Source organism: Flavitalea antarctica (genome assembly GCF_054461535.1).
In genome coordinates this window covers 29822-55884 of sequence record NZ_JBTLQG010000025.1, presented here as the reverse complement: position 1 = coordinate 55884, position 26063 = coordinate 29822, and the positions used below count along the sequence as shown (strand labels likewise).

The following is a 26063-nucleotide window of genomic DNA, read 5'->3' as shown; positions in this document are numbered from 1 at the left end:
AGACGGCAGCACATGCGTCAATCCCTGAGATAATAACACTGCCGGCAACGTGGTTCATATATATCCTTCTCACCGATTAAGAGCTGTGGACCATCGGGCCTCCGTCGGTATGAGTAGTTCGCGATATTACCACACTTGACACAGATAGCATGAAGTTTGGTTATAAAATCGGCACGGGCCAGTAAATTGGGCATCTGCCCGAAAGGTCTTGCCTTAAAATCCATATCAAGCCCGGCGATAATCACACGGGTCCCTCTCAGTGCCAGCTGATCACAGACCTCGGGCAGCTGATCATCAAAAAACTGCGCTTCGTCAATGCCGACAACGTCTACACCACTTGCAAACAACAGTATAGTCTGGGAATTATCGATCGGTGTCGATGTGATCATGGATTCATCATGTGAAACTATGTTCGTTTCATGATAACGGGTATCGATCTTCGGTTTGAAGATCTCCACTTTAAGATTTGCAATTTTAGCTCTTTTTAGCCGGCGTATCAGCTCCTCTGTTTTCCCTGAAAACATTGATCCACAAATGACTTCGATAAACCCCCTGCGTTCCCCTGTTATATTATGTTCTATGAACATTATGACTGAAATAGGTATGAAAATTGTTAACTTTAAACTACTAAATACACTTTGTCACAAACCATGGATCGTTTATCTCAATTGATCGGCAAGTTAAAAGAACAATCTGAACAAAACGCTGATCATTCACAACTATTGGTAACCACACAAATGATTGAGTCGGAATTGAGGTTGCTCATTGCCGTGCCGGGCAGGCCCATGGCTGCTTCCAAGATATCCGTACAAATGCCGGCAAGCCGGTCCTATAGCAGGGAGGAGACTGTTGCAGTTGCTTCAGTGGCTAAAGAACCTGTTGAAGTGGTAAAAACGGAACCGGTAAAAACAAACGGTTCACATCATCATAGTGACAAACACGAATCGAACGGTTACCAGTTTGATCCATTAGTTGAAATCCCTACACTTTCTCACCAACATACACCAAAAGAGCTCAATGAACTGATGGCTTCACCCGACTATTCTCTTAACGATAAGTTAAAAGAACAAGTGCTCGAGGTGGGGCACCGGCTAACAGATGCGCCAATCAAGGATCTCAAAAAGGCCATTGGCATCAACGATCGTTTCGTGTTTATCAACGAACTTTTCAGGGGTGATGAAGTGATGTATGAGAGAAGCCTGAAAACCATCAACGGGTTCAGGATAATGGCCGAAGCGGAATACTGGATCGAAAGGGAATTGAAAGTAAAGCTTGGATGGGATGATATGAAAGAAACTACCCGTCATTTCTACCAACTGGTTAAAAGAAGATTTTCTTAACCACCCGCATTCAAATCTTCATAATAAACGGTTCTCTGCGATATAATCAAGGATCATTTTTGTAGCTCCCCTGTGTTGCTGTGTATAATTAAAGGCTGCCGCACAGGCCTCCCGGTACTCATCCTGGTTCTGCAAAAGGTCATTCATTGTTTTCTCAAGTTCAAGGGCATTTTCTACGGTATATGCACCACCGCACTCCAGCAGGTCAATGGCTTCACTGAATTTGTCGAACACCGGGCCGAAAAACACTGGTTTTCCATAAACCGCGGCTTCCAGTATGTTGTGTATCCCATCGTTCCCAAATCCGCCGCCCACATATGTTATAGTGGCATAATAATAAAGCCTGGATAACATCCCGATATTGTCAATGATGAGCACATTGGGCGGAGATGAAGTTCCGTTAGTGGGGTTAGTATAGGTTTTTTTCCATTTTGAAAACCGGATGGTATATTTAAATAAGGCCTCGGTACTGCGGAGATGTGACTCATCGATCTCGTGCGGGGCAATTATGAATCGCAGATCCCGGTGAGTGTTGGCATAGTGATCCAGTTCTTCCTCATCTTCCTGCCAGGTACTGCCCGCCACGATGACGGGGTACGACTTGCAAAAAGCTACGATCTCTTCAATCGGTGAAAAGGAATTGGCTATTGCCGTGACCCGGTCAAACCGGGTATCGCCGTTGACGGTAACCGGCGGGACGTCTGCTGCAGTTTTCAACAGGTCGGCAGATGATTGCCCCTGCACGAAAAGATGCCTGAAAAAGGAAAGCATTTTCCGGTGCAGACCGCCATACCACTTAAAAAACGCCTGGTCCTTCCGGAATAGACCGCTTACCAGCAAAAGGGGAATATTCCGCTTTTTTATTTCATGTAAAAAGTAATACCAATATTCATATTTCACCCAGAGTACCAGGTCAGGCTTTACGAGGTCCAGGAGCCTTTTCGCGTTGGACCGGGAATCGACGGGCAGATAGGAGATATAATCGGCCCCCGCATAGTTTTTCCTGATCTCATATCCGGAAGGTGAGAAAAATGTGATCAGGATGCGGAGGGTTGGATATGCCGACTTCAGGCCTTCCAGCACCGGTCTTCCCTGTTCAAACTCCCCGAGGGATGCGCAGTGCATCCAGATCAGCGGCGATCCGGCGGGAACACCGGCGGAAGTTTCGCGGATCTTCGCCTCCAAACGACTAAAAAGATCCTTACGACCCTGTAACCAAAGTTTCGCCTTAGGGTTCCAGGGTGAAATGAGCTTTGCGGCCAGGCTATACAGCGCCAGGAAGAGGTTATAGAAGAATAACGCCATGCGGCAAATTAAACGAAAACACAACTCATAGCTCATATCGTTGCTTAAACCACTTTTTTAAAGTAGGTTTGTGGCCGTTAAAAAAGGATAATCGGACTATGCGGCCCATTCAAATGGTTGATTTACAGTTGCAATACGCTAAAATAAAAGATGCAGTTGATGCCGGGATTCAGGAGGTGTTGGATAATGCTTCTTTTATTAATGGGAAGGCGGTCTCAGATTTTTCTTCAGCCCTGGCAAAATACCTGGGCTCAAAACATGTGATTCCCTGTGCCAATGGTACCGATGCCCTGCAGATAGCCATGATGGCCCTCGACCTGCAGCCCGGCGATGAAGTTATTACTCCTTCTTTTACGTATGTCGCTACTACTGAGGTGATTGCGCTGCTGAGGTTAAAGCCGGTTTTTGTTGATGTTGATGCAAAAACCTTTTGTATAGATCCTGCCGCTATCGAGGCAGCGATCACTCCGAAAACAAAAGCTATTGTACCAGTTCACCTGTATGGCCAGTCCGCCGATATGGAAGCAGTGATGGCGATCGCGAAAAAACACAATCTTTTCGTGATCGAAGACAATGCCCAGGCGATTGGGTCCGACTACACCTTTAAAGATGGCACGACTAAAAAAACAGGGACCATTGGGACAATTGGTACCACATCTTTTTTTCCCTCGAAGAACCTGGGTTGTTATGGGGACGGTGGAGCTATGTGTACGGACGATGAGGCGCTCGCTAACAAACTCAGGATGATCGCCAATCATGGTCAGAGTAAAAGGTATTACCATGACATGGTTGGTTGCAACAGCCGGCTTGATTCCATGCAGGCTGCTGTATTAAATGTAAAATTGCCTTTACTGGACGATTATATTTCAGCGAGACGAACCGCCGCTGATTTTTACGATAAAGCTTTTCAATCCAATAAGAAGATATCCACTCCATACCGCTCGCCATATAGCAGGCATGTGTTTCACCAGTATACGTTAACACTGGAAGGTGTCGACCGAGATGGCCTGAACCAATACCTCGCAGAAAAAAAGATCCCTTCGATGATCTATTACCCGGTACCAGCTCACCGTCAACAAATGTTCGCTGCCTTTGGTGGTGGAGATTATGTATTAAAAACAACGGACTGGCTCACTGAAAGGGTAATCTCTCTTCCTATGCATACCGAACTCGACCAGGAACAACTTGAATTTATCACCTCAAATGTTTTATCATATATCAGCTAGCTGATAGGCAAAACCTAAAAAACACCTTCAAATATGAAAATTGCTGTTATCGGAACCGGTTATGTTGGATTAGTGACCGGTACCTGTTTCGCTGAAACCGGAAATGACGTAACCTGCGTTGATATTGACAAATCGAAAGTCGACAAGTTATCAGGCGGACAGATTACCATCTATGAACCCGGCCTCGAAAAACTTTTTATCCGTAACGTGCGCGAGGAAAGACTTCGTTTCACGACCAACCTCGAAGAAGGCATTAAGGATGCTGAAATCATATTCCTTGCACTACCGACGCCTCCCGGTGAGGATGGTTCAGCTGACCTGAAATATATTCTCGGTGTAGCTGATGATCTCGGAAAGATCCTTTCAGATTACAAAGTGATCATCGATAAGAGCACTGTACCTGTGGGTACTTCTGAAAAAGTCAGGAAAGCCATCGCAAAAAACTATAATGGCGAATTCGATGTTGCTTCCAATCCCGAGTTTCTCCGGGAAGGTGTAGCAGTGGAAGACTTCATGAAACCCGACCGTGTGGTAATCGGAACAGAATCACCAAGGGCAAGAAGAATACTCGGTGAATTATATGCACCGTTTGTGCGCCAGGGAAATCCGATAATATTTATGGATGAGCGTTCTGCGGAATTGACCAAGTATGCAGCGAACTCATTCCTTGCCACAAAGATTTCATTTATGAATGAAATTGCGCAGCTCTGCGAAAGGCTCGGGGCCGATGTTGATATGATCCGGCTGGGAATCGGCAGCGATGAAAGAATTGGTAAACGATTCCTCTTCCCTGGAATAGGTTATGGCGGAAGTTGCTTCCCTAAGGATGTACAGGCGCTTGTTAAATCATCCCAGGAAACCGGCTACGACTTCAAGATCCTGAACGCCGTAATGGACGTAAACGAAAGGCAAAAACTCCATTTATTACCAGGCATTAAAAAATATTTTGATAACAACCTTCAGGGTAAAAAAATTGCAATCTGGGGTCTTGCCTTCAAACCAAATACCGATGATATCCGTGAGGCACCCGCCTTATACATCATCGATGAATTGTTGAAATGCGGAGCACAGATCGAAGCCTATGACCCGGAAGCGATGAACAATGTGAAAAGCGTAATAGGAGATAAAATCGTCTATAGCGAAAACCAGTACGACTGCCTGCAGGATGCTGATGCCCTGGTAATCTGTACGGAGTGGAACGAGTTCAGAACGCCGAATTTCCTGAAGATGGTAAGTGCGCTGAAAGAAAAAGTGATATTCGACGGACGTAACCTGTTTGAAACTAGTGCAATCAAAAAGCTTGGATTTTATTACGAAAGTATTGGCCGCCCGAGTGTTTCAGCAACAGCAAATAAATAAATAAATATCCCATGTCAAAAAAGAGAATATTAATCACCGGTGCGGCGGGTTTTCTTGGTTCGCATCTTTGTGATCGTTTTATCAAAGAAGGATATCATGTTATCGGAATGGATAACCTGATCACCGGAAACATTCATAACATAGAGCATCTGTTTAAGCTCGAAGCATTTGAATTTTATCATCACGATGTTTCGAAGTTTATTCATGTTTCCGGCAAACTTGATTATATCCTGCATTTTGCTTCACCGGCAAGCCCTATTGATTATCTGAAGATACCGATCCAGACACTGAAAGTAGGATCACTTGGAACACATAACTGCCTCGGCCTTGCCAAGTCAAAAAAGGCAAGAATGCTGATCGCTTCGACCTCTGAGATCTATGGGGATCCAATGGTACATCCACAGACAGAAGAGTACTGGGGTAATGTTAATCCTGTTGGTCCGCGAGGCGTGTACGACGAAGCCAAGCGTTTCCAGGAGGCAATCACCATGGCTTATCATACCTTCCATGGCCTTGAAACCCGCATCATCCGGATATTTAATACCTATGGCCCGAGAATGCGACTCAATGACGGCCGCGCGTTACCAGCATTTATAGGCCAGGCCCTGAGGGGTGAGGATCTGACAGTGTTTGGAGATGGCAGCCAGACAAGATCATTCTGCTATGTTGATGACCTGGTAGAAGGAATTTACAGGTTACTGCTGAGCGATTATGCACAGCCGGTTAACATCGGTAATCCCGATGAGATCTCTTTGAAAGAATTTGCTGAAGAGATCATCAAACTTACCGGAACCAGCCAGAAGATCGTCTATAAACCTTTACCGGTTGATGATCCTAAGCAACGGCAACCCGATATCACCAGGGCACGTGAAGTACTTGGATGGGAACCTAAGGTGAAAAGAAGCGAAGGGCTGAAGATCACGTACGAATATTTTAAGTCACTTCCACAGGAAGAGCTTTTTAAACAACCAAAGGAGTTTGTAAGTCAGAAATAAACTGGTAAGCGATTTAACCTTATCATGCCGACCTCAAACGGAATTTTCAAATTGTAAATACAATTCTTTTGACAACTTCAAGAACCATAATGATTACCGGTGGCGCCGGATTTATCGGATCACATGTAGTAAGGTTATTTATTAATAAATACCCTGAATACCTGGTGGTGAATGTGGATGCGCTTACTTATGCCGGTAATCTCGAAAATCTTAAAGACGTTGAGAACGCGCCTAACTATAAGTTTGAAAAGGCAGATATAACCGATGAAAAGAAAATTTTCAGTCTTTTCGATCAGTATAATTTTGATTCAGTTATTCATCTTGCAGCTGAAAGCCATGTTGACCGTTCGATCATCGATCCGTTGTCATTTGTAAAAACAAATGTGATGGGCACGGCTAATCTTTTGAATATCTGCCGCCAGGTCTGGAAGGACGACATGAAGAACAAATTGTTTTATCATGTTTCCACTGATGAGGTTTATGGATCACTTGGTGCCGAAGGCTTGTTCACGGAAGAAACAGCTTATGATCCACGGTCACCATACTCAGCGTCCAAAGCTTCATCGGATCACCTGGTGATGGCTTATTATCATACATTCAAGCTACCGGTTGTGGTATCTAATTGTTCAAACAATTATGGGTCACATCATTTTCCGGAGAAGCTGATCCCGCTGATGATAAACAACATCAAAAACAATAAACCTTTGCCTGTTTATGGTAAGGGAGATAATATACGTGACTGGTTATTTGTTGAGGACCATGCCCGGGCGATTGACACTATCTTTCACAAAGGACGCCACGGTGAAAAATACAATATTGGTGGGTTTAATGAGTGGAAGAATATTGACCTTGTGCACCTCCTTTGTAAGATTATGGATGAGAAGCTCGGAAGAGAGCCCGGCACTTCTGCCGGCCTGATAACTTATGTGAAAGACAGGGCAGGGCACGACATGCGTTATGCCATCGACGCATCTAAACTGAATAAAGAACTTGGGTGGGAGCCTTCGCTGCAGTTTGAGGAAGGTCTCGAAAAAACTGTTGAATGGTATCTCCAAAATGAAGATTGGATGAAACATGTAACCTCTGGAGATTATCAGCATTATTATGATGATCAGTATACGAGGAGATAACCCATTTTTGTAATTCTGAAATCAAAATAATTCATGCCTTTTACTGAAGTTTCTATACCCGGGTTGTTGGTTTTTGAACCCGCAGTTTTTGCCGACAGCCGCGGCTTTTTCTTCGAGTCTTATAATGAGAAACTTTTCCAGGCCCAGGGCATCACTGAGCATTTTGTACAGGATAATCAATCAAAATCCGGGTATGGTGTTGTTCGTGGGTTGCACTATCAACAGAATCCATATGCACAAACAAAGCTGGTGAGGGTACTGGTTGGAAATATCCTCGACGTAGCCGTTGATATACGTAAAAATTCACCTACCTACGGGCAGGTGTTTTCAATTGAGCTTTCAGCTGAAAATAAGAAACAGTTGTTCATTCCAAAAGGATTTGCTCACGGCTTTTCGGTATTGAGTGAAACAGCGGAAGTATTATATAAATGTGATAATTTTTATAACAAGCAATCCGAGGGAGGCATCCTGCTCGACGACGCCGATTTGAATATTGACTGGCAGATTCCTGCCGATAAGATGATCATATCTGATAAGGATAAAACCAACAGCAGGTTTTCCGACATACAGGTAAACTTCGAGTTTTAACCGAAATAAAACTCAGGTCAAAATCCAAATAAAACGCATGGCAAAGCAGAAAATTTTTGTAACAGGTGCGAACGGGCAACTGGGGCAATCGCTTAAAGCGATAAGCAGTGATTACCCGCAGTTTGAATTTCTTTTTGCCGGCCGTGATACCGTGTCCATTGATGATGAAGCCGCTGTAAATACAGCCATAGCATCGTTCGGGCCACAATATGTGATCAATGCTGCTGCTTATACCGCGGTTGACAAAGCTGAAAGCGACAAGGAGGGTGCTATTGACATAAATGGAAAAGCTGTTGGTATACTGGCCGAAGCTTCGAAAAAAGCAGGTGCAGCTTTTGTGCATGTTTCCACTGATTATGTTTTCAATGGTTTGTCTTCAGAACCCTATTCGGAAGATCATCTCACTGATCCGGTAAATAATTATGGAGCGTCAAAACTCGTGGGAGAAAAGCTTGCGCTTGAAAAAAATGAGGAATCGATCATCATCCGCACTGCCTGGGTTTATTCAGAATTCGGAAACAATTTTGTAAAGACCATGTTGAGGCTGATGAAGGACAGGCCGGAAATTGGAGTTGTTCATGACCAGGTCGGCGCACCGACTTTCGCTACTGATCTTGCACGCGCGATACTTGACATTGTCGATAAAACTTCAGGGAATAAGAGATCCTGGACGCCCGGTTTGTATCATTATAGTAATAGTGGGCGGATAAGCTGGTTCAATTTCGCAGAGGCCATAAAGTCAAAAACTAACCAGTCCTGCCGGGTAAAAGCCATCACAACAGCGGAGTTTCCGACGCCGGCAAAAAGACCTGCATTTTCGTTGCTCGATACTTCAAAGATCCGCAACACCTATGGGCTGGAAATACCAGGTTGGGAGGAAAGTCTTGATATCTGCCTGAAAAAACTCGGTGCGGTCTAAAAATCAAACACAGGTCTAAGCTGTAAATTTCACTATCAGTGACAGGATCGCATATACCAGTGTAATTGCAAAAATGCCTTTCGCGGTCTGATCTTTCTTTGAATTGATATAGATAGTAAACAGGACTATATTCAAAAGAAGACACGGGATGGTCATCGCTGTGATCAGGGCCTTGTTAGAGCGCAGTCCTGCAATAAATTCCCCGAATGAAAATGTAGGATAATACTTTATGAAGTAATAGCCGAATACGCTTAGGACGGGGGCTAAAAATCCCAGCAGAAGACCGAATCGGAGTTCGTTTCTTTTAAACATCAGAGTTTCCAGTTTTTTTCAAATTTGGTTTTTAAAACGTAATCCGTCAGGTCAAATTGCACGGGCACCACGCTCACATAGTTATTTTTAAGCGCCCAAACATCTGTGTCCTTTCCCTTATCAAAATTTACAAACTCGCCGGTGAGCCAGAAATACTTTCTGCCGTTCGGATCATCTCTCTCGAGAAAATTTTCCTGGTATTTCGCATAAGCCTGCCGGCAAAGTTTTGCGCCCTTGATAAGATTTACGTCAACGGCAGGAACGTTCACATTGAGCAACAGGTGTTGATCAAGCTTTCTCTTCAACATATCCTTTACGATCAGGTTCGCATATTTCCTGGCACCGGTAAAGTCCGCATCGATGCTGTGGTCGAGTAACGAAAAACCTATCGAGGGGATGCTTTCGATTGCTGCCTCCATCGCCGCCGACATGGTGCCGGAATAGATTACATTAATGGAATGATTGGCTCCATGGTTTATCCCGCTCAGACATATATCGGGTTTGCCTTGTAGTACTTTGTCGACCGCCAGTTTTACGCAATCCACAGGGGTACCCGAACAAGACCATGCTTCCACATCTCCAAAACTCTCCACCTTTTGTAATCTCAGCGGGTGTCCTATCGTTATGGCGTGACCCATTCCCGACTGCGGTTTGTCCGGCGCCACCACAACAATTTTACCGAGTCCTTTCACCGCTTCCACGAGGTTCCTGATACCAGGCGCAGTAATACCATCATCGTTGGTTACCAGTATGATGGGCGGTTCTCTCATCACTGCGGGTTTGCGGCTCACGGGGGATGACTTTGCTGCGGGCGGATTAGTCGATTTCTTTGCTTTTGCCATATTCTACTAACGGATATTGCAATCCGGGGGCTAAATTTATCCTAATCCTTTGATTGCAAGTGCTTTTGTCCCTTCTAAGTTCAAAATAGTTTTTTAGGCGGTAATCTGGCAGGCTGACTGCGGCCGCGCACCTTCAAATTTGGGCCTATATTAATGGAAGTTTGCTGCCTTTCTGCTACCTTTGCATCCGATTTAAACATCCTTTGAAGCAGTTATATCTACATGATTCAAAGTCAATGAGTTAAATTGATTCTCTGATCCATTCAATACTTTAAGTACCATCATTATTCAATTATGGCAGGCCAGTTAAAAGAAGTACGTAACCGTATAAAATCCGTTCAGAATACGCAACAAATTACCAAGGCAATGAAAATGGTAAGTGCGGCAAAACTGCGTAAAGCCCAGGACAATATTGTCCAGATGCGTCCTTATGCCCGCAAACTCCAGGAAGTCCTCAGTAATATCGTGAGCAATTCAGACGGTAGTGCAGGCGGGTCCGGTCTGGCCGTTGAAAGATCGATTGAGAAAGTATTGTTGATCGTTATTACTTCAGATCGTGGTTTGTGTGGTGCCTATAATGCGAACATCATTAAAATGGCAAAACAAGCCATCCGTGAAAGGTACACCACCCAGGCCGCAAAAGGCAATGTGGTGATCTGGACAATCGGTAAAAAGGGGTATGAGCATTTCCTGAAAAACAAGTATAATGTTGACCCTACCTATAGGGATATATTTTTAAAGCTGAATTTTGAATCTGTGCAGGCCTGTTCCCAGGCAGCGGTAAAGGCCTTCGAAAAAAAGGAATTTGATGTGGTTGAACTGGTTTACAGCGAGTTTAAAAACGCAGCTACCCAGAAATTTACTGTTGAGAGATTCCTCCCGATCCCAAAGATCCAGGCAAAAGAAGGCGCTAAAAAAGTCGATTTCATTTTTGAGCCGGAAAAGGAACAGTTAATCGCTGAACTGATGCCGAAAATTCTGAACACACAGTTATACAAAGCGGTGCTTGATGCAAATGCTTCTGACCATGGTGCAAGAATGACGGCTATGGATAAGGCTACCGAAAACGCCAATGAACTGATCAAAAGTCTCAAGATTTCGTATAACCGTGCGCGTCAGGCTGCCATCACAACTGAACTTACAGAGATCGTGAGCGGTGCTGCTGCACTGCAGGGTTAATCAACCACCTGCATATTACATATGGAAATCGGAAACATCATACCGCATATTGAAGCCCTCATATTTGCAAGTGATAAGCCTTTAACGGCTATGGAACTCACTGAACTTGCGAATAATGCCTTTGGCTTCATGGATGAGAAACTTACACTCGAACAAATTCAGACGGCGGTCGACGGCATCGTTGAAAAGTACCGTTCAGAGTTTTATCCCTTCGAGGTAAGGGAAAGCGGGGGCGGGCTGCAGTTTCTTACGAAGAAGGAATATCATAAAACTGTTGCCCAGCTTAATGGGGAGAAGTTTCTTAAGCGACTGTCGACGGCAGCACTGGAAACCTTGTCGATCATTGCTTACAAACAACCCGTAACAAAAGGCGAGATCGAGGCCATCAGGGGTGTGAGCAGTGATTATGCCATTCAGCGCCTGCTGGAGAAAGAATTGGTGGTGATTACCGGCCGTAATGAGAAAATGCCGGGACATCCGCTTGTTTATGCTACTTCCAAATCCTTCATGGATTATTTCGGAATCAATTCACCCGATGATCTTCCGAAGCTTAAAGAGATTTTTGATGAAGCGATGGTCAGCCCGACCGTAATGGACGGGGGGCAGGGAGTTACGCTCAGTGACGAACCTGAACAGGAAGGTTCAGGCAATAATGAATTGCTCGCGGTCACTCAAGACGGTGAGCTGACAACTGCAAGAATAAATAAAGACGCAGATAAGAGGATCTCAGATTCAACCCAACATACAGGCCTTAAGGCTGACAACGCCAGGGAGAGCCAGGAAGAAGAGAGCGGGAATAAGGGGGGTAGCCGGGATGAAGACGCGATCACGGATCAGGTAGCGAGCCAGGATAAAAACGCCAACGAGGATGTGGATCCGCGCCACGATGCGTTGGGTGAAACCGGAGTCGTTGAAGCCAAAGTTGGTGAAACTGAGTCTGGTGAAACCGGGTCTGGTGAAACCGGGTCTGGTAAAACGGAGTCTGGTGAAACCGAGGTCTCTGAAACTGAAGTGTCCGAAACTGAAGTATCAGAAACTGAAGTATCAGAAACGGAAGTATCTGCAACCGAAGTATCTGCAACCGAAGTGTCAGAGGCTGAGATAGCAGCAGCAGAAAAAGCAGCAGCAGCAGCAGCAGAAGAAGAAGAAGAAGAAGAAAAAGTGGACTTTGAATCGGAAAAATCCGATCAGTCTGGGGATGATTCTGAGATTGGCGGAGATGATGACCTGGCTGAGGACGAATCTGGTGAACCTGAAGATGATGACATAACAGTGGATGAAGACACTGATCTGGATATTGACGAAGATACCGACGATGAGACTAATGATGATGAGGAGGATGTGATTGAAGACACGACCATTGAAGAAGAAGATCTGGTTGACGACGATGATAGCGGTGTAAAGAAAGAAGGATCAGATGATGATGAAGAGGATGAAGATGATGAAGATGACGATGATGATGATGACGAAAAAGAAGGTGCTGACGCCGACAATGACGAAAAAGAAGGTGCTGACGCCGACAATGACGAAAAAGAAGGTGCTGACTACGACGATGACGAGAAAGATGATGCTGACGAAGGCGCAAAAGATGATGCCGACGACGACGATGATGCCGACGACGATGATGCCGACGATATGAAGGACCGCAACAAATAAGGCAATTCAGCAGAAGATGGGAGATCACGATTCAAAAAGGCAGCATGCCTAAGCACACTGAGCAGTACCCAAAGACGATCATATAACCAGCAATGAACGCAATAGCAAAACAGGAAGTCAACATAGCTACTCAATCCGGACCTGGTTCCGAACTATTGATAGAAGCGGCCCGCAAATTCGGAAGTCCCGTCTACATATATCATGCTGAAACCATCAGGGCGCAGTACGAAAAGCTGACCAACGCGTTTGCTGAAGCTCCCGCAACTTTCTTTTATGCAAGTAAGGCACTGACCAATCTCAACATACTTAAATATATCCGCAGCATAGGATGTAACATCGACTGCAGTTCCGTGAACGAAGTTCAGATTGCACTCATGGCAGGCTTTGAGCCATCAAATATCCTATATACATCCAACAACATAGCTTTCGAGGAAATTGAGCAGGCGGCAGCTTTTGGCGTCAATATCAATATTGATAGTATTTCTAACCTAAAGAAGTTTGGTCAGAAGTTTGGCCATTCATACCCGGTTGGCATAAGACTGCGTCCCAACATCATGGCAGGCGGCAACCTGAAGATTTCCACCGGCCACCAGGACAGCAAGTTCGGAATACCAATAGATCAGCTTGATCTCGTGCAGGATCGCATACGCGAACATAATCTCTTTATCAACGGTCTGCATATACATACAGGCAGCGAGATACAGGATGTAGAAGTGTTCATGAGAGGAATCGAACTTCTCTACAATATCAGTGAGAGTTTTCCTGAACTAAGATTTCTTGACCTCGGTGGCGGCTTCAAGGTGGCTTATAAGGAAGGAGATAAAGGCACTGATATTGATTTATTGGGAAAAAAAATTACAGAGGCCCACAAGGCATACGAGGCAAAATCAGGCAGAAAGCTAGAACTCTGGTTCGAACCAGGTAAGTTTATAGTAAGCGACAGCGGTTATTTTGTTTGCCGTGTGAATGTGATCAAATCGACATCGGTCAAGGAATTTGTTGGAGTCGACAGTGGGTTGAACCACCTTATCCGTCCCATGTTTTATGATGCCTATCATAAAATTTCAAACCTTTCAAACCCCGCGGGTAAGTTAAAGCCCTATACCATCGTGGGTAATATCTGCGAGACAGATACATTTGCTACCGACAGGATGATCAGTGAAATCCGCGAAGGCGATTATCTCGTATTTCATAATGCAGGGGCTTATGGATTTGAAATGGCCTCGAATTATAATGCCCGCTTCAAGCCGGCTGAAGTCCTTATTGAGAATAATGAGGCCAGGTTGATCAGGTCCCGCGATACGCTGGATGACCTGTTGCGCAACCAGGTATTTTGATACTCCACCGGTACCGACTGTGTTGTAAAAATTCTTATCAACAAACTTACTTTCCACAAGCATTAGTTGTTCAACAAAACTAAGCTGCAACTTCAACCACCACTTTGTGTATATCCCAGAGTTGTAAAGTTTGTTTTGTCGATGAACTTTTGTTGTCCATTATGTGCACACACTCTTCTCATTACTTTCATTAAATGTCTGCCCCCGTTTCTTACTAACTGACTTTGTGTAATTGCAGACCGCATATCATCCATGTCGGTTTACAAACTGGTGATTGATTTATCACTGGAGCTACTACTATAGCATAAAATAAGGGCAACATGTAATAGATCAGGATTATTTTCCTTAAAATAAATTGTTTAAAAAAATCACCTCAATAATTGGGGCATATGTTCTACGAACCTTCGGAAAACAAGTCATATGGTTATTCTAAATCTACATTAGTGCTACAGTTTGATTAATAAGAGACCGGAAGACTAATGTCATGCCGTAACGATTTTAACGCAAACAAACATCCGCAACGAGCGTTACAAAATGAAGTATAAATCTGCAATCATAAATCTCTCGTAGGTTAGTTGGCGCTACGTAATAATTCAACATAATATTTATCACTAATCTTTTTAATTGCAGTTTATGCCAACAAACAATTCTCCGCAGCAAAGCCAACTGGCTCCTAATGATGGCCGGATACAATCTGTATCGCGCCGCAAGTTCTTACTTTTTGCAGGTGCCTCAGCCGGCGTAATGGCAGTTGCCGCCTCATGTAGCAAGGATGACGATGACAACAATATGGATTCCGGCGTCGATCTTGGAAAGGATGATATCGGTATTCTCAACTATGCATATGCGTTAGAACAACTTGAAGCAGCGTTCTATACCCAGGTTATACTAACGCCATTTGCGGGCATGACTGATGGCGAGAAATCATTGCTTTCTGATATCCGTGATCATGAAATTGCCCACCGTGAGTTTTTCAAGAACGCACTGGCAGCAAACGCAATTCCGGGACTCGAAGTAAACTTCTCTTCGATCGATTTTACAAAGCGTGACAGTGTACTGGGTACTGCAAAAGCATTTGAAGATCTTGGTGTTTCAGCATACAATGGTGCCGGTAAACTCATCAAGCTTCCTGATTATCTCGTACTTGCAGGCAAAATCGTATCAGTAGAAGCCCGCCATGCCGCATATATCCGCGACCTTATCAGCAACGGTTCTTTTGCTGATAGTACAGTAGTTGATGCAATGGGCCTTGATAAATCCAGGATGCCAATGGAAGTATTGACTATTGCAGCTCCATTCATCAAAACAAAAATCAACGCATCCAATTTACCAACCTCTTAAATTAATAATCATGAATCTTAATAATGTATTTCACGAAATAGAAAAGGTAGATGCCGATGTGTATGACCGTTTCGATACCCGCAGAACGGCAATGAAAAACTTTGCCAGGTTTAGTGGCAAACTTGCTTTAACTGCTATCCCTCTGGCATTGGGTTCAATGTTCAAAAAGGCATATGCAGGATCCACCGGAACACTTGAGACCGCCGTTGAAATTCTCAATTATGCACTCACGCTTGAGTATCTTGAATCAGAATTCTATACGATGGGACTGGCCCAGGCGCCGATTCCCGCCGGAGCAGCAAGAGGAGCCATTGAGACCATAAGCAAACATGAATCGGCTCACGTTGTGTTTCTTACCAATGCTATCAGAGCAGCAAGTGGAACACCGGTTGCAAAACCTTCTTTTGATTTCACAGCAGGAGGTGCATTCGCAAACGTGTTTACCAGCTATCCTACATTCCTGGCAGTCGCACAGGTGTTTGAGGATACCGGAGTGCGCGCATATAAAGGACGGGCGGCCGAACTTGTTAAAGGTGGCGACCTGCTGACTGCGGCGTTGAATATTCATTCGGTGGAGGCAAGACATGCTGCTCACATCCGTTCAATGCGTAAAGCCAACAATTTTGGAGACGCAAAACCATGGATAACCGGTAAGGATACTTCAGGCATAGGTTCCGCCGTGCAGGCCAGTTATAACGGTGAAGAAAATACCACTCAGGCTACTATCCAGATCACCAATATCAATGGAATGGCCATCTCCGCTAACGCAGCTTCTGAAGCATTTGACGAAGGTCTGAGCAAAGAGGCAGTATTGGCCATCGTCAGACCTTTTATAAGGGCATAACTATATTCACCCTGACGCAGAGTTAACTCTCGGGTCTTATTATATAGGTATAACAATTTTAATTCTAACGCAGAATTATATCCAGGGTCTTACGCAGGTAAGGCCCTTTTTTTGTTGGTATGGGTGTGAAATTCATTTACATTTAGATTTCTGTATTTACCGGATTTGACCATCCCGATCTGGCAAAGATGATTAATGTATGCAGATCGCAAAAAGCAATATTGACTATGGTAGCAAATGAGGAATTTATCAGGCTGATGAATCACCCGGTTAAGTTCAGGTTATTCTTGTTTTCTAGGCTCCCAAGCGCATACTTTTCCGGATTGCGTATTAAGTCGATGGATGCTCATCATTGCACCGCGACTATTCCTTACAAATGGTTCTCACAAAACCCTTTCCGGTCAACATATTTTGCCTGCCTCGCAATGGCAGGAGAGATGAGTACCGGATCATTGGCGATGGCATATGTTTACAAACATAAACCAGCGGTGTCTATGCTTGTGGTACACCTCGAAGGCAATTATTTTAAAAAGGCCGATGGTCTTACTTCCTTCACTTGTAACGACGGAGATCAGCTCCGGGAACATATTCAGCGCGCAGTTGATTCGGGTGATCCCGTAAGTTTCAGAGCGAAATCTACAGGTGTCAATCAAAAAGGCGAGCTTGTAGCCGAATTTTTCATTACATGGTCGTTCAAAAGAAGATCGTCCTGAGTTTATAATCTAACAGTCACGCATATATGAAGTTATCCTTTCACGGTGCTGCCCAGACCGTTACGGGTTCAAAGCATCTCCTCACTTTAGATAATGGTAGAAAATATTTACTTGATTGCGGACTTTTCCAGGGCATGGGAAGAGATACCGATAGTATGAACCTGGACTGGGGATTTGATCCTGCAACAGTCAATCACCTTATATTATCACATGCGCACATCGATCATAGCGGCCTGATACCAAAATTAGTGAAGGATGGCTTCAATGGCAAAATCTTCTCGACTCATGGCACCCTTGATCTCGCGGGGATTTTAATGGAAGATTCTGCGCATATCCAGGAAAGTGATATACGTTACAGCAATAAGAGCCGCAAGTTGAAAGGTCTCCCTCTGCTTGAGCCACTTTATAATATTGAAAATGCAAAAGCGGCGGTCGAATTGTTCGAATCGGTCGATTACGGCATCTGGCACCGCATTGATGAATATGTTTCTGTGCTTTTCACCGATGCGGGGCATATCATTGGCAGTGCTGCAGTTCATCTGCAGGTGACTGAGAATGGCCGGCAAACAAACATCACTTTCAGCGGGGACGTGGGCCGGTACCGTGATGTGATACTTCGCTCACCACAACCATTTGCCCAGGCCGATTATATATTATTGGAGTCAACCTATGGCGACAAATTGCACAATACATTTGCTGCAACGCCGGATGAATTGCTGAACTGGATCCGAAAGACCTGTATTGAGCGGCGGGGTAAACTCATTATGGCTGCGTTCAGTGTGGGTCGCACGCAGGAAATATTGTTCGCACTGAATCAGCTTGAACTTGAAGGCAATCTGCCCCCGCTGAACTATTTTGTAGACAGTCCCCTGAGTCTCGAAGCGACAGCCGTAGTCAAGAAGTATCCTGCATACTTCAACAGTACAATTCAGAAAATTCTGCTGACCGATAACGATCCTTTTGGTTTTCGGGGGCTACGCTTTGTTGAAGATGTCGAGGAGTCTAAGATGCTTAACTATCTGAGTGATCCCTGTGTGATAATATCATCAAGCGGAATGGCTGAAGCTGGAGGGTAAAACATCATATCAGCAATAATATTGAGAACAGTCACAATACCATACTGTTCACCGGTTATTGCGAGCCAAGGTCGTTAGGCGGGAAACTAATTGCTGGTGCGAAAGAGGTTGGCATATTCGGAGTCAAGCATGAGGTTCATGCTGAAATCGGTTCAATGCGCAGTATGAGTGCTCACGGGGATTACGAAGATTTACTGGAGTTCATATCATCCCAGGATCCTTCCAAAGTGAAGACCATATTCCTCGTGCATGGTGAGCCGGATGTACAACAGCTATTCAGAAAACGAATACTCAACAAAGGTTTCAACGATGTACAGATTCCTGTTCGTCATTCGGAAGTTGTATTGAGGTAAATTTAAACCTGGGTCAACGTTTAAGACAAGCCCGCACTGTGTTTTCTCTTACGTAGAATCGTCCACGCTAATCATATCTAAAAAGATAAAAGCTGTCCTTCAGGGCAGTTTTTCACATTCTTTGGATCATAATCTTTTTGAGTCAAATTTTCATCGATAGGGCTGGGGTGGTTTTCGATTTTGATCTTGTTGATAACGGCACTAATCTGGTTTTTTTTTTTTCAGGATTGGTGTGGTTTGATTCTTAGGAAGGCTGGACTCGTTTTCTTAGGATTGGTTTGATGTTTTCAAAGGATTCAGGGATTTGGTTTTTCAGGATTGTTTTAGTTTTTCCTTAGGATGGATCGGTTTGGTTTTTCAGGATTGGGTTGATGTTTTCAAAGGATTTAGGGATTCGGTTTTTTAGGATTGGTTTAGTTTTTCCTTAGGGTGGATCGGTTTGGTTTTTCAGGATTGCGTTGATGTTTTCAAAGGATTCAGGGATTCGGTTCTTCAGGATTGGTTCAGTTTTTCCTTAGGATGGATCGGTTTGGTTTTTCAGGATTGGGTTGATGTTTTCAAAGGATTCAGGGATTCAGTTCTTCAGGATTGGTTGGGTTGTTTCGAAGGATTTGGAAATTTGGTTTTCAGGAGTAGAATCTGTGTTTTTGAAGGATTTGACTTTTTGGTGTTCTGGTTTTGTTTCGGCTTTACAAAGGATTGGAAAAGGGTGCGATCAGGGTGGATATTCAGAGGATCATTTGGATTACTCTTCAAAGATGAAAATTTCTGTTAAAGGATCATAGTTAATTCGACCAACGTCTGTTTTCCAACGATTTTTGTCCAAATTGTACGGATATCCTTAAGTTGTCCGTAGCCTCCCCACTGCCTGGCACTTAATTTTGGGCCGTTTTCGTCCGCTTCTTCCCTAGCGGCAACATTCTTTAGCACTTCTTCGCTCCTTTGGGAACAGTTTGTTGGTTTTGTCAGCCATCGATTCAAATCGCCCGCAATAAGTGAATGGTGAAGAATATAGTGCTGGTGTCATACACCCCCCCAGAGAACGTCAGTTGGAACGAAGGAGGATGGGCCTGAGGTGGGCTGATTGGACACCTTCGATTCCTCCCGAACAGTCGGGACCAGCAATAAAACGCTATTCCGCGGGAGGAATCACAGTGGCCAATCAGACCACCGAAAGGCCCATCCGGCGCCGTGAGATACCAAGTGAACGCCCCCGCACTTGCGGGACAAAATCAACCGCCATCTCAAACCAGTTAAAACGCCGCAATGAAGAAAGGGGGGAAATTGAAAAACCGGACCTCCTAAGAGCCCGGTTCCGGTAAGTTGAAATCTCGTGGTTGGAATGGTGAACCTAATAGTTCAGCATTTAGTTTTCATAGAGTACGGACTTCCTACTTATTTCAGTCGGATTTTGATTTCCAGATTAACCGTCGCTTATACGTTTAGAAAATTTTGTTATTCCGAGAGGAATGATGATTTGAAGTTTGAAATTGTTTGGGTTCAGGGTTTAGGGTTCAAGGGTTAAGGCAGGGTAGGGATTAAAAACATTTCAAACTTCAAATCTTCACGCCTGTCTGATGATGTAAAGATGCGAACAGGATTGAAGTATCTGAAGTTTATTAGCCCGTTGGGAATTTTCTGCCGATGAATGGAACCCTTTTGCCGATGAACCTATGAAACGTTGGTTCAGATGATGTTCAGCCGCTTCATTACTTCAGGCTTGTGTGCCTTGCTAACCGGGATCTCGTTACCCTTTATGTAGAGATCATTCTCCCGGATATCATCGATTTTGCTGATGTTGATGATATAGGAGCGGTGCACCTTCATGAAGTTTTCCTTGTTAACCTTGTCTTCCAGGTTCTTTATCGTATTGTGTGTGATGTATTTTTTATCTGTTGTCACAAACTTTACATAGTCGCCCATGCTTTCGATATAAAGTATGTCATCGTTGTTCAGGCGCACAAGTTTTCCTTCCGTCTTGATAAAGATATGATCAATGCTGACGGTGGCGGGGGTGCTGTCGGCATGTGCGGTTACTTTCAGGAGCGACTCAATAAAACGTTGGTAGGTAAATGGCTTTTTGAGGAAATCTGTGACATTGTATTCGAACGCATCGTACGCATACTCTGGCTTAGAGGTCGTCAGAATCACCTTTGGTGAGTATGCAATCTGGTCGAGCAGATCGAAGCCGGTGGCGCCGGGCATTTCGACATCAAGAAACAGCAGGTCAACAGAATTTTCATTGAGATAAGCCAATGCATCGCTTACATTCGGAAAATGGGCTTTCACTTCCACCTGACCGCTTTTCTCGCAGCATTTTTTCAGGAAATCGGCTGCGACCTGTAGATCCTCCACTATGATACAACTAAGGCTCATGATCAGTTATTAAATACTTTTAATTTTTCAATCTCTTGTTGAATGATCTTACATCCTTCATCCAGTGTTATAATCAGGATGGTGTATTTGTCTGCCAGAGCTGTTGTAGAACCTGCGGTAACGCAAGCATCCTCGAATTGCTGGCAAAGCGCTTCAATATCGCGTAATCCTGCAAAACCAAAAGCAGGTTTTATTTTATGTACTTGTTTCCGGAGACTTACAATGTCCTGGTTGTTGAATGCGGTTTTGACGATTTCGATATCAGGGACCAACTGTCGAAGCGTAGTTGCAAATACTTCACAGATATACGGATAGTCGTCTTCGTACATCGAAGTAATGAAATCCCGGTCGATTTTGGGATTAAAATTGAATGACATAAATCAATAATTGTTTTCCGGGGAAATACTTACACCTGTTTTGCGTTATCACGTAACCAGTTTACCCTTGCCTGGCGGATACCGTTTCTAATCCATAAACTCTATGAAAGCAAAATTATTATATCTGGGATGGTCAATTTACCGGGATATAATATATTCCGGTCTTGACGCCAACGTCTCGAGGGACCAGCGAAAGAAGATCATTCGCCTGAACCAGTTCGTGATACTGGCATTGCTCGTAAATTTCCTACAGGTTATATCGTATTTCTACAATAAACTCTATATAAGTGCGCTGATAAATATCACTTCAGCTTATTTTTTCCTGCTGGCTTTTTATTTCAGTTCAAGACGGCAACTGGAGATTGCGCGGATAATCTGCGTTGTAAATGTTAACCTCTACCTCATAGTGATAAGCTATGTGGAAGGGTTGCGCGCGGGGGAATACCTTTTCTTTTTCCCGTATTTTCTTGCGCTCACATTTGTGGTTAGCATGCGTAGAAATTTCGGCGAGTTGCTGTTAATCTATGCCATTACTGTCTTCTCAGCACTCATCTGTCTTAAGGTCAGCCCATATACAAACAATATACAGGCGATCAATGAATTTCTTTACCTGCGTTTGTCAAGAAGTAGTCTTATCATCTCCATGCTGGTGACCATCATATTTTCATATGCGATCCTACGGGTAAATAACGATAATGAACTCGCCATTTACCAGGAGAAAAGATTCGGAGATACCATTTTCAATACCTCGCTGGATGGAGTATTTATTATTTTCAGTAAGTCAAATATCATAGCTAATTGTAATCATAGGGCGCTTGAACTATTTGAAGTTGCGAACAGCCGGGATATAGAGGGGACACATATTGAAAATTGGTTCGATGAGGATCATATCGCGAAGTTTACTTCTATTGAACAATCAGTGAACGCTGATTCGCGAAGTTGGCAGGGCGAGCTGTCTTTCACTACTATTGCGGGCCGCAGGTTTTATGGTTATGTGAGCGTTGTTCCTTTTATACATAAGGATACGAGGTATACAAAGATCAGTATCCTGGACATATCGCAGGTAAAGCTGGCGGGTTTCGAGTTGATGAAAGCAAAAGAAAAAGCTGAAGTAGCCGGTAAGGCGAAGTCAAGGTTTCTTTCCAATATGAGCCATGAACTGCGTACACCGCTCAACGGAATCATCGGTGCGTCTAATTTGTTACTAAGTGAGGAACATTTGCCCTCACAAAGGCAACAGTTGAACATACTCAAGTTTTCTTCGGAGCATATGATGATGTTGATAAACGATATCCTTGATTATTCAAAAATTGAAGCGGGCAAGTTGCAGCTTGCAGAAGCGCCGGTCAACATGAAGGAATTTGTTCAGAAGATCGCTTCACAATTCCAGGGCCAGGTGAAATCAAGGAACCTTGAATTTATCATTGATATCGATGATAAACTTGACCAGGAACTTATTACAGATGAAACACGACTTAACCAGGTGCTGAGTAACCTCCTTTCAAATGCTATCAAATTTACGGCATCCGGAACGGTTACCCTTGCTGCGAGACAACTATTTGCTTCGAGCACTAAGGCATCTGTTCAGTTTATTGTAAGAGATACCGGTATCGGCATTTCGAAGAATAAACACAAGGAGATATTTGAGAGCTTTACGCAGGCTGAGTTTGATACTACCCGTAAATATGGTGGAACCGGGCTTGGGCTGGCAATTACCCGCAAACTGGTTACCAAGTTTAATAGTGATCTTTTCCTGGAGAGTGAAGAAGGAAAGGGCAGTACTTTCCATTTTACCATGGAGCTCAAAATCAATGAAAACCGGCGGTTATACATCAGTGAAGGTAAATCACGTGAACTGGTTCCTATGCCCGGCACCCGTGTTCTTATTGCTGAGGACAACCCGGTAAACATGTCAATTGCAAAACGCTTTCTTAATAAATGGGGCATCGAGGTTGGCGAAGCCACAAACGGCCGCGAAGCTGTTGATCTGTTTCGTTCGGGTAACTATCATTTGTTACTGATCGACCTTGAAATGCCTGAGATGGATGGTGCTACTGCTCTCAGGGAGATAAGAAAAATTGATCCTTCCATTCCCGCCATAGCTTTTACTGCCGCTGTTTATGATAACATGCAGGTGGATCTGCTCAGGAAAGGTTTTGTCGACTTCGTACCCAAACCATTCCGGCCCGAAGATCTTCATGGCAAAATATCGGTATTGCTCATGGAAAAAAGAGCCTGAGTAAAATTGAGTTAGTCATTCTTTCTTTTATATTTTCGGTTAGCTTTACAAAGCCCGTTACCGGGTACAATTGCATCAGCTTATGAAAAGACTAACCATCCTCTTTTTTCTCGCATCAGTCATTCAATTTGTCGCCGCACAGGATCTTACCGTAAATCCTGTATTGTTAAAACAACAATGGAAATCATCGTGGATATCCTGCCCTGGTGCTCCTAAACGGGATTACGGCATCTTTCATTTCAGGAAGTCATTTTCTTTGGATGCAAAGCCGGGCCAATTTATAATACACGTAACGGCGGATAACCGTTACCGTTTGTTTGTGAATCGTAAGGCGGTTTGTAACGGGCCGGCGAGGGGCGACCTGTATAACTGGTATTTTGAGACGATCGATATAGCACCATTTTTACAGGCAGGTGAAAACCTGTTGGCGGCAGTTGTATGGAATATGGGAACGGATGCACCCGTGGCACAGATCTCCAATCAAACCGGCCTGGTGGTACAGGGCAACGGACCGGCAGAAGAAGTGGTCAATACAAACAATAAGTGGAAGGTCATACAGAACCTGTCGTATTCACCCTGTTCGCAGGACAATGGTTCAAGGTTACGCTCCTATATGGTCATTGGTCCCGGTGATGATGTGGATGGTAGCAAATATCCCTGGGGTTGGGAGCAACAACAGTTCGATGATAGTAACTGGAAAAATGCGGTGGCGATAACTACCCCAGTGCCGGCGGGCTATGGAACGGATAATATCTGGACGCTTAAGCCGCGCAACATCCCACTGATGGAAGAGAGGCTCCAAAGGATCGATATGGTGAGAAGAACTACCGGCGTGGATAATGAAAAGCAGGCAAATATAATAGCGGCCTACACAAGCAGCATTCAATCAGGTAAACAACCTATCACAATTCCTGCGAATAAAAAAGTTTCGATACTGCTTGACCAGTCTTTTAATACCGTCGCTTACCCGGAGTTGATTTTATCCGGTGGAAAAGGTTCATCTGTGACCCTGACCTATGCTGAATCATTATTTAAAAACCGGGTAAAGGGCCACCGTGATTCAATTGAAGGCAAAGAGCTGATGGGCAATTTTGATATATTCAGGACAGATGGTGGAAACAAAAGATTGTTCCGGCCATTGTGGCTGAGAACATACCGCTATATCCAGGTAGACATAGTTACCGCTAATGAGCCACTTGTATTAGACGATCTTTATGGTATGTATACCGGGTATCCATTTAAAGAAGTGGCCACTTTTACAAGCAATGATAAATCTTTAAAAGAGATCTGGGACGTAGGCTGGAGAACAGCAAGATTATGTGCCGGTGAAACTTATTACGATTGCCCTTACTACGAACAGTTGCAGTATGAGGGTGATACACGGATACAGTCGTTGATCTCGTTGTATGTTACGGGTGATGACCGGTTGATGAGAAAAGCTTTGCTCGACTTCTTCCATTCGCGGGTACCGGAAGGTCTCACCCAGGGCCGCTATCCGAGTAACCGCCTGCAGGTGATTCCGCCATTTTCTCTTTACTGGGTTACTATGATCTATGATTATTGGATGCATCGTAAAGACACAAAGTTCCTGGAACAATTCCTGGTTGGTGTGCAGGGTGTTCTTGACTGGTATGAAAAAAATCTTGACACCAATAAGTCCATGCTTGGTCCAATGAAATGGTGGGGATTTACTGACTGGAACAAAGCATTTGCGAATGGCGTGCCTGATGGTGCGACAGACGGGAACTCGTCCGTGATTTCGCTTCAGTATGTTTATACCTTAAGGCAGGCAGCTGCCTTTTTTGAATATTACGGCAAGAAAAATGAAGCCTCGCATTACCGATCCCTGGCAGATAAGATCTCCGCCGCCGTGTATCAGCAATGTTTTGACGCAGCGAAGGGAGTAATGGCCAACACGCCGCAGAAGAAAACATTCAGCCAGCATGCGAGTATCATGGGAGTAATTACGGGCTCGGTACCCGCAGATAAAATGAAGGCGGTGATGAACAAGGTACTCACGGATACTTCTTTGAGCCAGGCAACCTTCTATTACCGCTTTTACCTGACTATCGCCTTGAAAAAAGCGGGACTGTCACAGCTCTACTATGAGCAGTTACAGCCATGGAGAGATATGCTTGCAGTCGGTCTCACCACGTTCGCCGAAAACCCTGATCCGACAAGGAGTGACTGTCATGCCTGGAGCGCAAGCCCCAATTATGATTTTTTCGCCACGATATGTGGGATCGTTCCCGATGCTCCCGGTTTCAGCAAGATACTTATACAGCCCTCACCCGGCAAACTAAATAACGTCGTTGCTTCAATGCCACATCCGGATGGCGTTATATCAGTGGAGTTCACCAGGCAAAACACTAATGGCCTGAAAGGCAGTGTCACCTTGCCGGCAGGTACTAGCGGCAGGTTTGTCTGGAACGGTAAAGAGGTGAAATTGACCGGGGGAAAACAACAGGTCAGTTTCAATTGATTACGCCGGGGGTTGGGCGCCGATTTAACCAATGATTGTTCCCGGGGTTGGGGCGCCGATTAAACCAATGATTG

General features: G+C 44.4%; 22 protein-coding genes and 1 pseudogene. 17 read left to right on the top strand and 6 right to left on the bottom strand.

Annotation, left to right across the window (positions count from 1 at the left end):
- Window positions 1-17: 17 nt before the first annotated feature.
- Entirely contained in the window at window positions 18-587 is a 570-nt protein-coding gene (locus ACX0G7_RS19255; protein WP_458925149.1) for a thymidine kinase, read from the bottom strand.
- 63 nt (window positions 588-650) lie between these two features.
- On the opposite strand from ACX0G7_RS19255, the gene ACX0G7_RS19250 reads away from it, so the two are divergent.
- Window positions 651-1340 carry a hypothetical protein gene (locus tag ACX0G7_RS19250; protein WP_458925148.1) on the top strand — a complete coding sequence of 230 codons (690 nt, stop codon included), beginning with the start codon at window positions 651-653 and terminating at the stop codon, window positions 1338-1340.
- Between the two features lie 18 nt (window positions 1341-1358).
- Here the strand turns inward: ACX0G7_RS19250 and ACX0G7_RS19245 are convergent, their stop codons facing one another.
- Complete coding sequence (locus tag ACX0G7_RS19245) at window positions 1359-2645, bottom strand: 3-deoxy-D-manno-octulosonic acid transferase (RefSeq protein WP_458925147.1); 1287 nt, start codon at window positions 2643-2645, stop codon at window positions 1359-1361.
- A 98-nt stretch (window positions 2646-2743) separates the two neighbouring features.
- Here ACX0G7_RS19245 and ACX0G7_RS19240 point away from each other — a divergent pair, with 98 nt between their 5' ends.
- The 6 genes from ACX0G7_RS19240 to rfbD all read left to right on the top strand — a co-directional run bounded on the left by ACX0G7_RS19240 (window position 2744) and on the right by rfbD (window position 8862).
- On the top strand, window positions 2744-3871 hold the full coding sequence (locus ACX0G7_RS19240) for a DegT/DnrJ/EryC1/StrS family aminotransferase (RefSeq protein ID WP_458925146.1): 1128 nt from the start codon (window positions 2744-2746) through the stop codon (window positions 3869-3871).
- Between the two features lie 33 nt (window positions 3872-3904).
- Entirely contained in the window at window positions 3905-5230 is a 1326-nt protein-coding gene (locus ACX0G7_RS19235) for a UDP-glucose dehydrogenase family protein (protein WP_458925145.1), read from the top strand.
- Between the two features lie 11 nt (window positions 5231-5241).
- The gene (locus tag ACX0G7_RS19230; protein ID WP_458925144.1) at window positions 5242-6225 is read left to right on the top strand and encodes a UDP-glucuronic acid decarboxylase family protein; all 984 of its coding nucleotides are present in this window, start codon (window positions 5242-5244) and stop codon (window positions 6223-6225) included.
- Between the two features lie 68 nt (window positions 6226-6293).
- Window positions 6294-7355 (top strand): dTDP-glucose 4,6-dehydratase, encoded by a 1062-nt coding sequence (gene rfbB / locus ACX0G7_RS19225; protein ID WP_458925143.1) that lies wholly within the window; start codon window positions 6294-6296, stop codon window positions 7353-7355.
- 33 nt (window positions 7356-7388) lie between these two features.
- The gene (gene rfbC / locus ACX0G7_RS19220; RefSeq protein ID WP_458925142.1) at window positions 7389-7943 is read left to right on the top strand and encodes a dTDP-4-dehydrorhamnose 3,5-epimerase; all 555 of its coding nucleotides are present in this window, start codon (window positions 7389-7391) and stop codon (window positions 7941-7943) included.
- A 37-nt stretch (window positions 7944-7980) separates the two neighbouring features.
- Window positions 7981-8862 (top strand): dTDP-4-dehydrorhamnose reductase, encoded by an 882-nt coding sequence (gene rfbD / locus ACX0G7_RS19215; RefSeq protein WP_458925141.1) that lies wholly within the window; start codon window positions 7981-7983, stop codon window positions 8860-8862.
- A 15-nt stretch (window positions 8863-8877) separates the two neighbouring features.
- On the opposite strand, the gene ACX0G7_RS19210 is transcribed toward rfbD, so the two are convergent.
- Together ACX0G7_RS19210 and surE are read right to left on the bottom strand one after the other, a co-directional pair.
- Window positions 8878-9174: a hypothetical protein gene (locus tag ACX0G7_RS19210; RefSeq protein WP_458925140.1), complete on the bottom strand. Its 297-nt coding sequence runs from the start codon at window positions 9172-9174 to the stop codon at window positions 8878-8880.
- Window positions 9174-10016: a 5'/3'-nucleotidase SurE gene (surE, locus tag ACX0G7_RS19205; RefSeq protein WP_458925139.1), complete on the bottom strand. Its 843-nt coding sequence runs from the start codon at window positions 10014-10016 to the stop codon at window positions 9174-9176. Before surE ends, ACX0G7_RS19210 begins: the two co-directional genes overlap by 1 nt.
- 294 nt (window positions 10017-10310) lie before the next feature.
- Between surE and atpG the strand changes: the two genes are divergently transcribed.
- The 8 genes and pseudogenes from atpG to ACX0G7_RS19165 all read left to right on the top strand — a co-directional run bounded on the left by atpG (window position 10311) and on the right by ACX0G7_RS19165 (window position 18515).
- Entirely contained in the window at window positions 10311-11195 is an 885-nt protein-coding gene (gene atpG / locus ACX0G7_RS19200; protein WP_458925138.1) for an ATP synthase F1 subunit gamma, read from the top strand.
- Window positions 11196-11216: 21 nt separating this feature from the next.
- Window positions 11217-12851 carry an SMC-Scp complex subunit ScpB gene (gene scpB / locus ACX0G7_RS19195; RefSeq protein ID WP_458925137.1) on the top strand — a complete coding sequence of 545 codons (1635 nt, stop codon included), beginning with the start codon at window positions 11217-11219 and terminating at the stop codon, window positions 12849-12851.
- Between the two features lie 92 nt (window positions 12852-12943).
- Window positions 12944-14188, top strand: coding sequence for a diaminopimelate decarboxylase (gene lysA / locus ACX0G7_RS19190; protein ID WP_458925136.1), 1245 nt, complete (start codon window positions 12944-12946; stop codon window positions 14186-14188).
- Between the two features lie 633 nt (window positions 14189-14821).
- Window positions 14822-15529: a ferritin-like domain-containing protein gene (locus tag ACX0G7_RS19185; protein WP_458925135.1), complete on the top strand. Its 708-nt coding sequence runs from the start codon at window positions 14822-14824 to the stop codon at window positions 15527-15529.
- Between the two features lie 10 nt (window positions 15530-15539).
- Window positions 15540-16373, top strand: a complete 834-nt coding sequence (locus tag ACX0G7_RS19180) for a ferritin-like domain-containing protein (RefSeq protein WP_458925134.1) — start codon at window positions 15540-15542, stop codon at window positions 16371-16373.
- Between the two features lie 227 nt (window positions 16374-16600).
- Window positions 16601-17086 carry a hotdog family protein gene (locus tag ACX0G7_RS19175; protein ID WP_458925133.1) on the top strand — a complete coding sequence of 162 codons (486 nt, stop codon included), beginning with the start codon at window positions 16601-16603 and terminating at the stop codon, window positions 17084-17086.
- A gap of 26 nt (window positions 17087-17112) precedes the next feature.
- Window positions 17113-18191 (top strand): annotated as a pseudogene (locus ACX0G7_RS19170) (MBL fold metallo-hydrolase); the annotation flags it as partial.
- 135 nt (window positions 18192-18326) lie between these two features.
- Window positions 18327-18515, top strand: a complete 189-nt coding sequence (locus ACX0G7_RS19165) for an MBL fold metallo-hydrolase RNA specificity domain-containing protein (RefSeq protein WP_458925181.1) — start codon at window positions 18327-18329, stop codon at window positions 18513-18515.
- A gap of 1686 nt (window positions 18516-20201) precedes the next feature.
- Here the strand turns inward: ACX0G7_RS19165 and ACX0G7_RS19160 are convergent.
- Entirely contained in the window at window positions 20202-20891 is a 690-nt protein-coding gene (locus ACX0G7_RS19160; protein WP_458925132.1) for a LytR/AlgR family response regulator transcription factor, read from the bottom strand.
- Window positions 20892-20893: 2 nt separating this feature from the next.
- Entirely contained in the window at window positions 20894-21268 is a 375-nt protein-coding gene (locus ACX0G7_RS19155; protein ID WP_458925131.1) for an Hpt domain-containing protein, read from the bottom strand.
- Between the two features lie 103 nt (window positions 21269-21371).
- Between ACX0G7_RS19155 and ACX0G7_RS19150 the strand changes: the two genes are divergently transcribed.
- Both ACX0G7_RS19150 and ACX0G7_RS19145 read left to right on the top strand, forming a co-directional pair.
- Complete coding sequence (locus ACX0G7_RS19150) at window positions 21372-23507, top strand: hybrid sensor histidine kinase/response regulator (RefSeq protein ID WP_458925130.1); 2136 nt, start codon at window positions 21372-21374, stop codon at window positions 23505-23507.
- An 82-nt stretch (window positions 23508-23589) separates the two neighbouring features.
- Window positions 23590-25989, top strand: coding sequence for an alpha-L-rhamnosidase-related protein (locus ACX0G7_RS19145; RefSeq protein WP_458925129.1), 2400 nt, complete (start codon window positions 23590-23592; stop codon window positions 25987-25989).
- Window positions 25990-26063 lie beyond the last annotated feature (74 nt).

Excerpts from the sequence above, each read along its gene's own strand:
- ACX0G7_RS19255 (WP_458925149.1), bottom strand. The coding sequence starts at position 587 with ATGTTCATAGAACATAATATAACAGGGGAACGCAGGGGGTTTATCGAA.
- ACX0G7_RS19250 (WP_458925148.1), top strand. The coding sequence starts at position 651 with ATGGATCGTTTATCTCAATTGATCGGCAAGTTAAAAGAACAATCTGAA.
- ACX0G7_RS19245 (WP_458925147.1), bottom strand. The coding sequence starts at position 2,645 with ATGGCGTTATTCTTCTATAACCTCTTCCTGGCGCTGTATAGCCTGGCC.
- ACX0G7_RS19240 (WP_458925146.1), top strand. The coding sequence starts at position 2,744 with ATGCGGCCCATTCAAATGGTTGATTTACAGTTGCAATACGCTAAAATA.
- ACX0G7_RS19235 (WP_458925145.1), top strand. The coding sequence starts at position 3,905 with ATGAAAATTGCTGTTATCGGAACCGGTTATGTTGGATTAGTGACCGGT.
- ACX0G7_RS19230 (WP_458925144.1), top strand. The coding sequence starts at position 5,242 with ATGTCAAAAAAGAGAATATTAATCACCGGTGCGGCGGGTTTTCTTGGT.
- rfbC (WP_458925142.1), top strand. The coding sequence starts at position 7,389 with ATGCCTTTTACTGAAGTTTCTATACCCGGGTTGTTGGTTTTTGAACCC.
- rfbD (WP_458925141.1), top strand. The coding sequence starts at position 7,981 with ATGGCAAAGCAGAAAATTTTTGTAACAGGTGCGAACGGGCAACTGGGG.
- ACX0G7_RS19210 (WP_458925140.1), bottom strand. The coding sequence starts at position 9,174 with ATGTTTAAAAGAAACGAACTCCGATTCGGTCTTCTGCTGGGATTTTTA.
- surE (WP_458925139.1), bottom strand. The coding sequence starts at position 10,016 with ATGGCAAAAGCAAAGAAATCGACTAATCCGCCCGCAGCAAAGTCATCC.
- atpG (WP_458925138.1), top strand. The coding sequence starts at position 10,311 with ATGGCAGGCCAGTTAAAAGAAGTACGTAACCGTATAAAATCCGTTCAG.
- scpB (WP_458925137.1), top strand. The coding sequence starts at position 11,217 with ATGGAAATCGGAAACATCATACCGCATATTGAAGCCCTCATATTTGCA.
- lysA (WP_458925136.1), top strand. The coding sequence starts at position 12,944 with ATGAACGCAATAGCAAAACAGGAAGTCAACATAGCTACTCAATCCGGA.
- ACX0G7_RS19185 (WP_458925135.1), top strand. The coding sequence starts at position 14,822 with ATGCCAACAAACAATTCTCCGCAGCAAAGCCAACTGGCTCCTAATGAT.
- ACX0G7_RS19180 (WP_458925134.1), top strand. The coding sequence starts at position 15,540 with ATGAATCTTAATAATGTATTTCACGAAATAGAAAAGGTAGATGCCGAT.
- ACX0G7_RS19175 (WP_458925133.1), top strand. The coding sequence starts at position 16,601 with ATGGTAGCAAATGAGGAATTTATCAGGCTGATGAATCACCCGGTTAAG.
- ACX0G7_RS19165 (WP_458925181.1), top strand. The coding sequence starts at position 18,327 with ATGAGTGCTCACGGGGATTACGAAGATTTACTGGAGTTCATATCATCC.
- ACX0G7_RS19160 (WP_458925132.1), bottom strand. The coding sequence starts at position 20,891 with ATGAGCCTTAGTTGTATCATAGTGGAGGATCTACAGGTCGCAGCCGAT.
- ACX0G7_RS19155 (WP_458925131.1), bottom strand. The coding sequence starts at position 21,268 with ATGTCATTCAATTTTAATCCCAAAATCGACCGGGATTTCATTACTTCG.
- ACX0G7_RS19150 (WP_458925130.1), top strand. The coding sequence starts at position 21,372 with ATGAAAGCAAAATTATTATATCTGGGATGGTCAATTTACCGGGATATA.
- ACX0G7_RS19145 (WP_458925129.1), top strand. The coding sequence starts at position 23,590 with ATGAAAAGACTAACCATCCTCTTTTTTCTCGCATCAGTCATTCAATTT.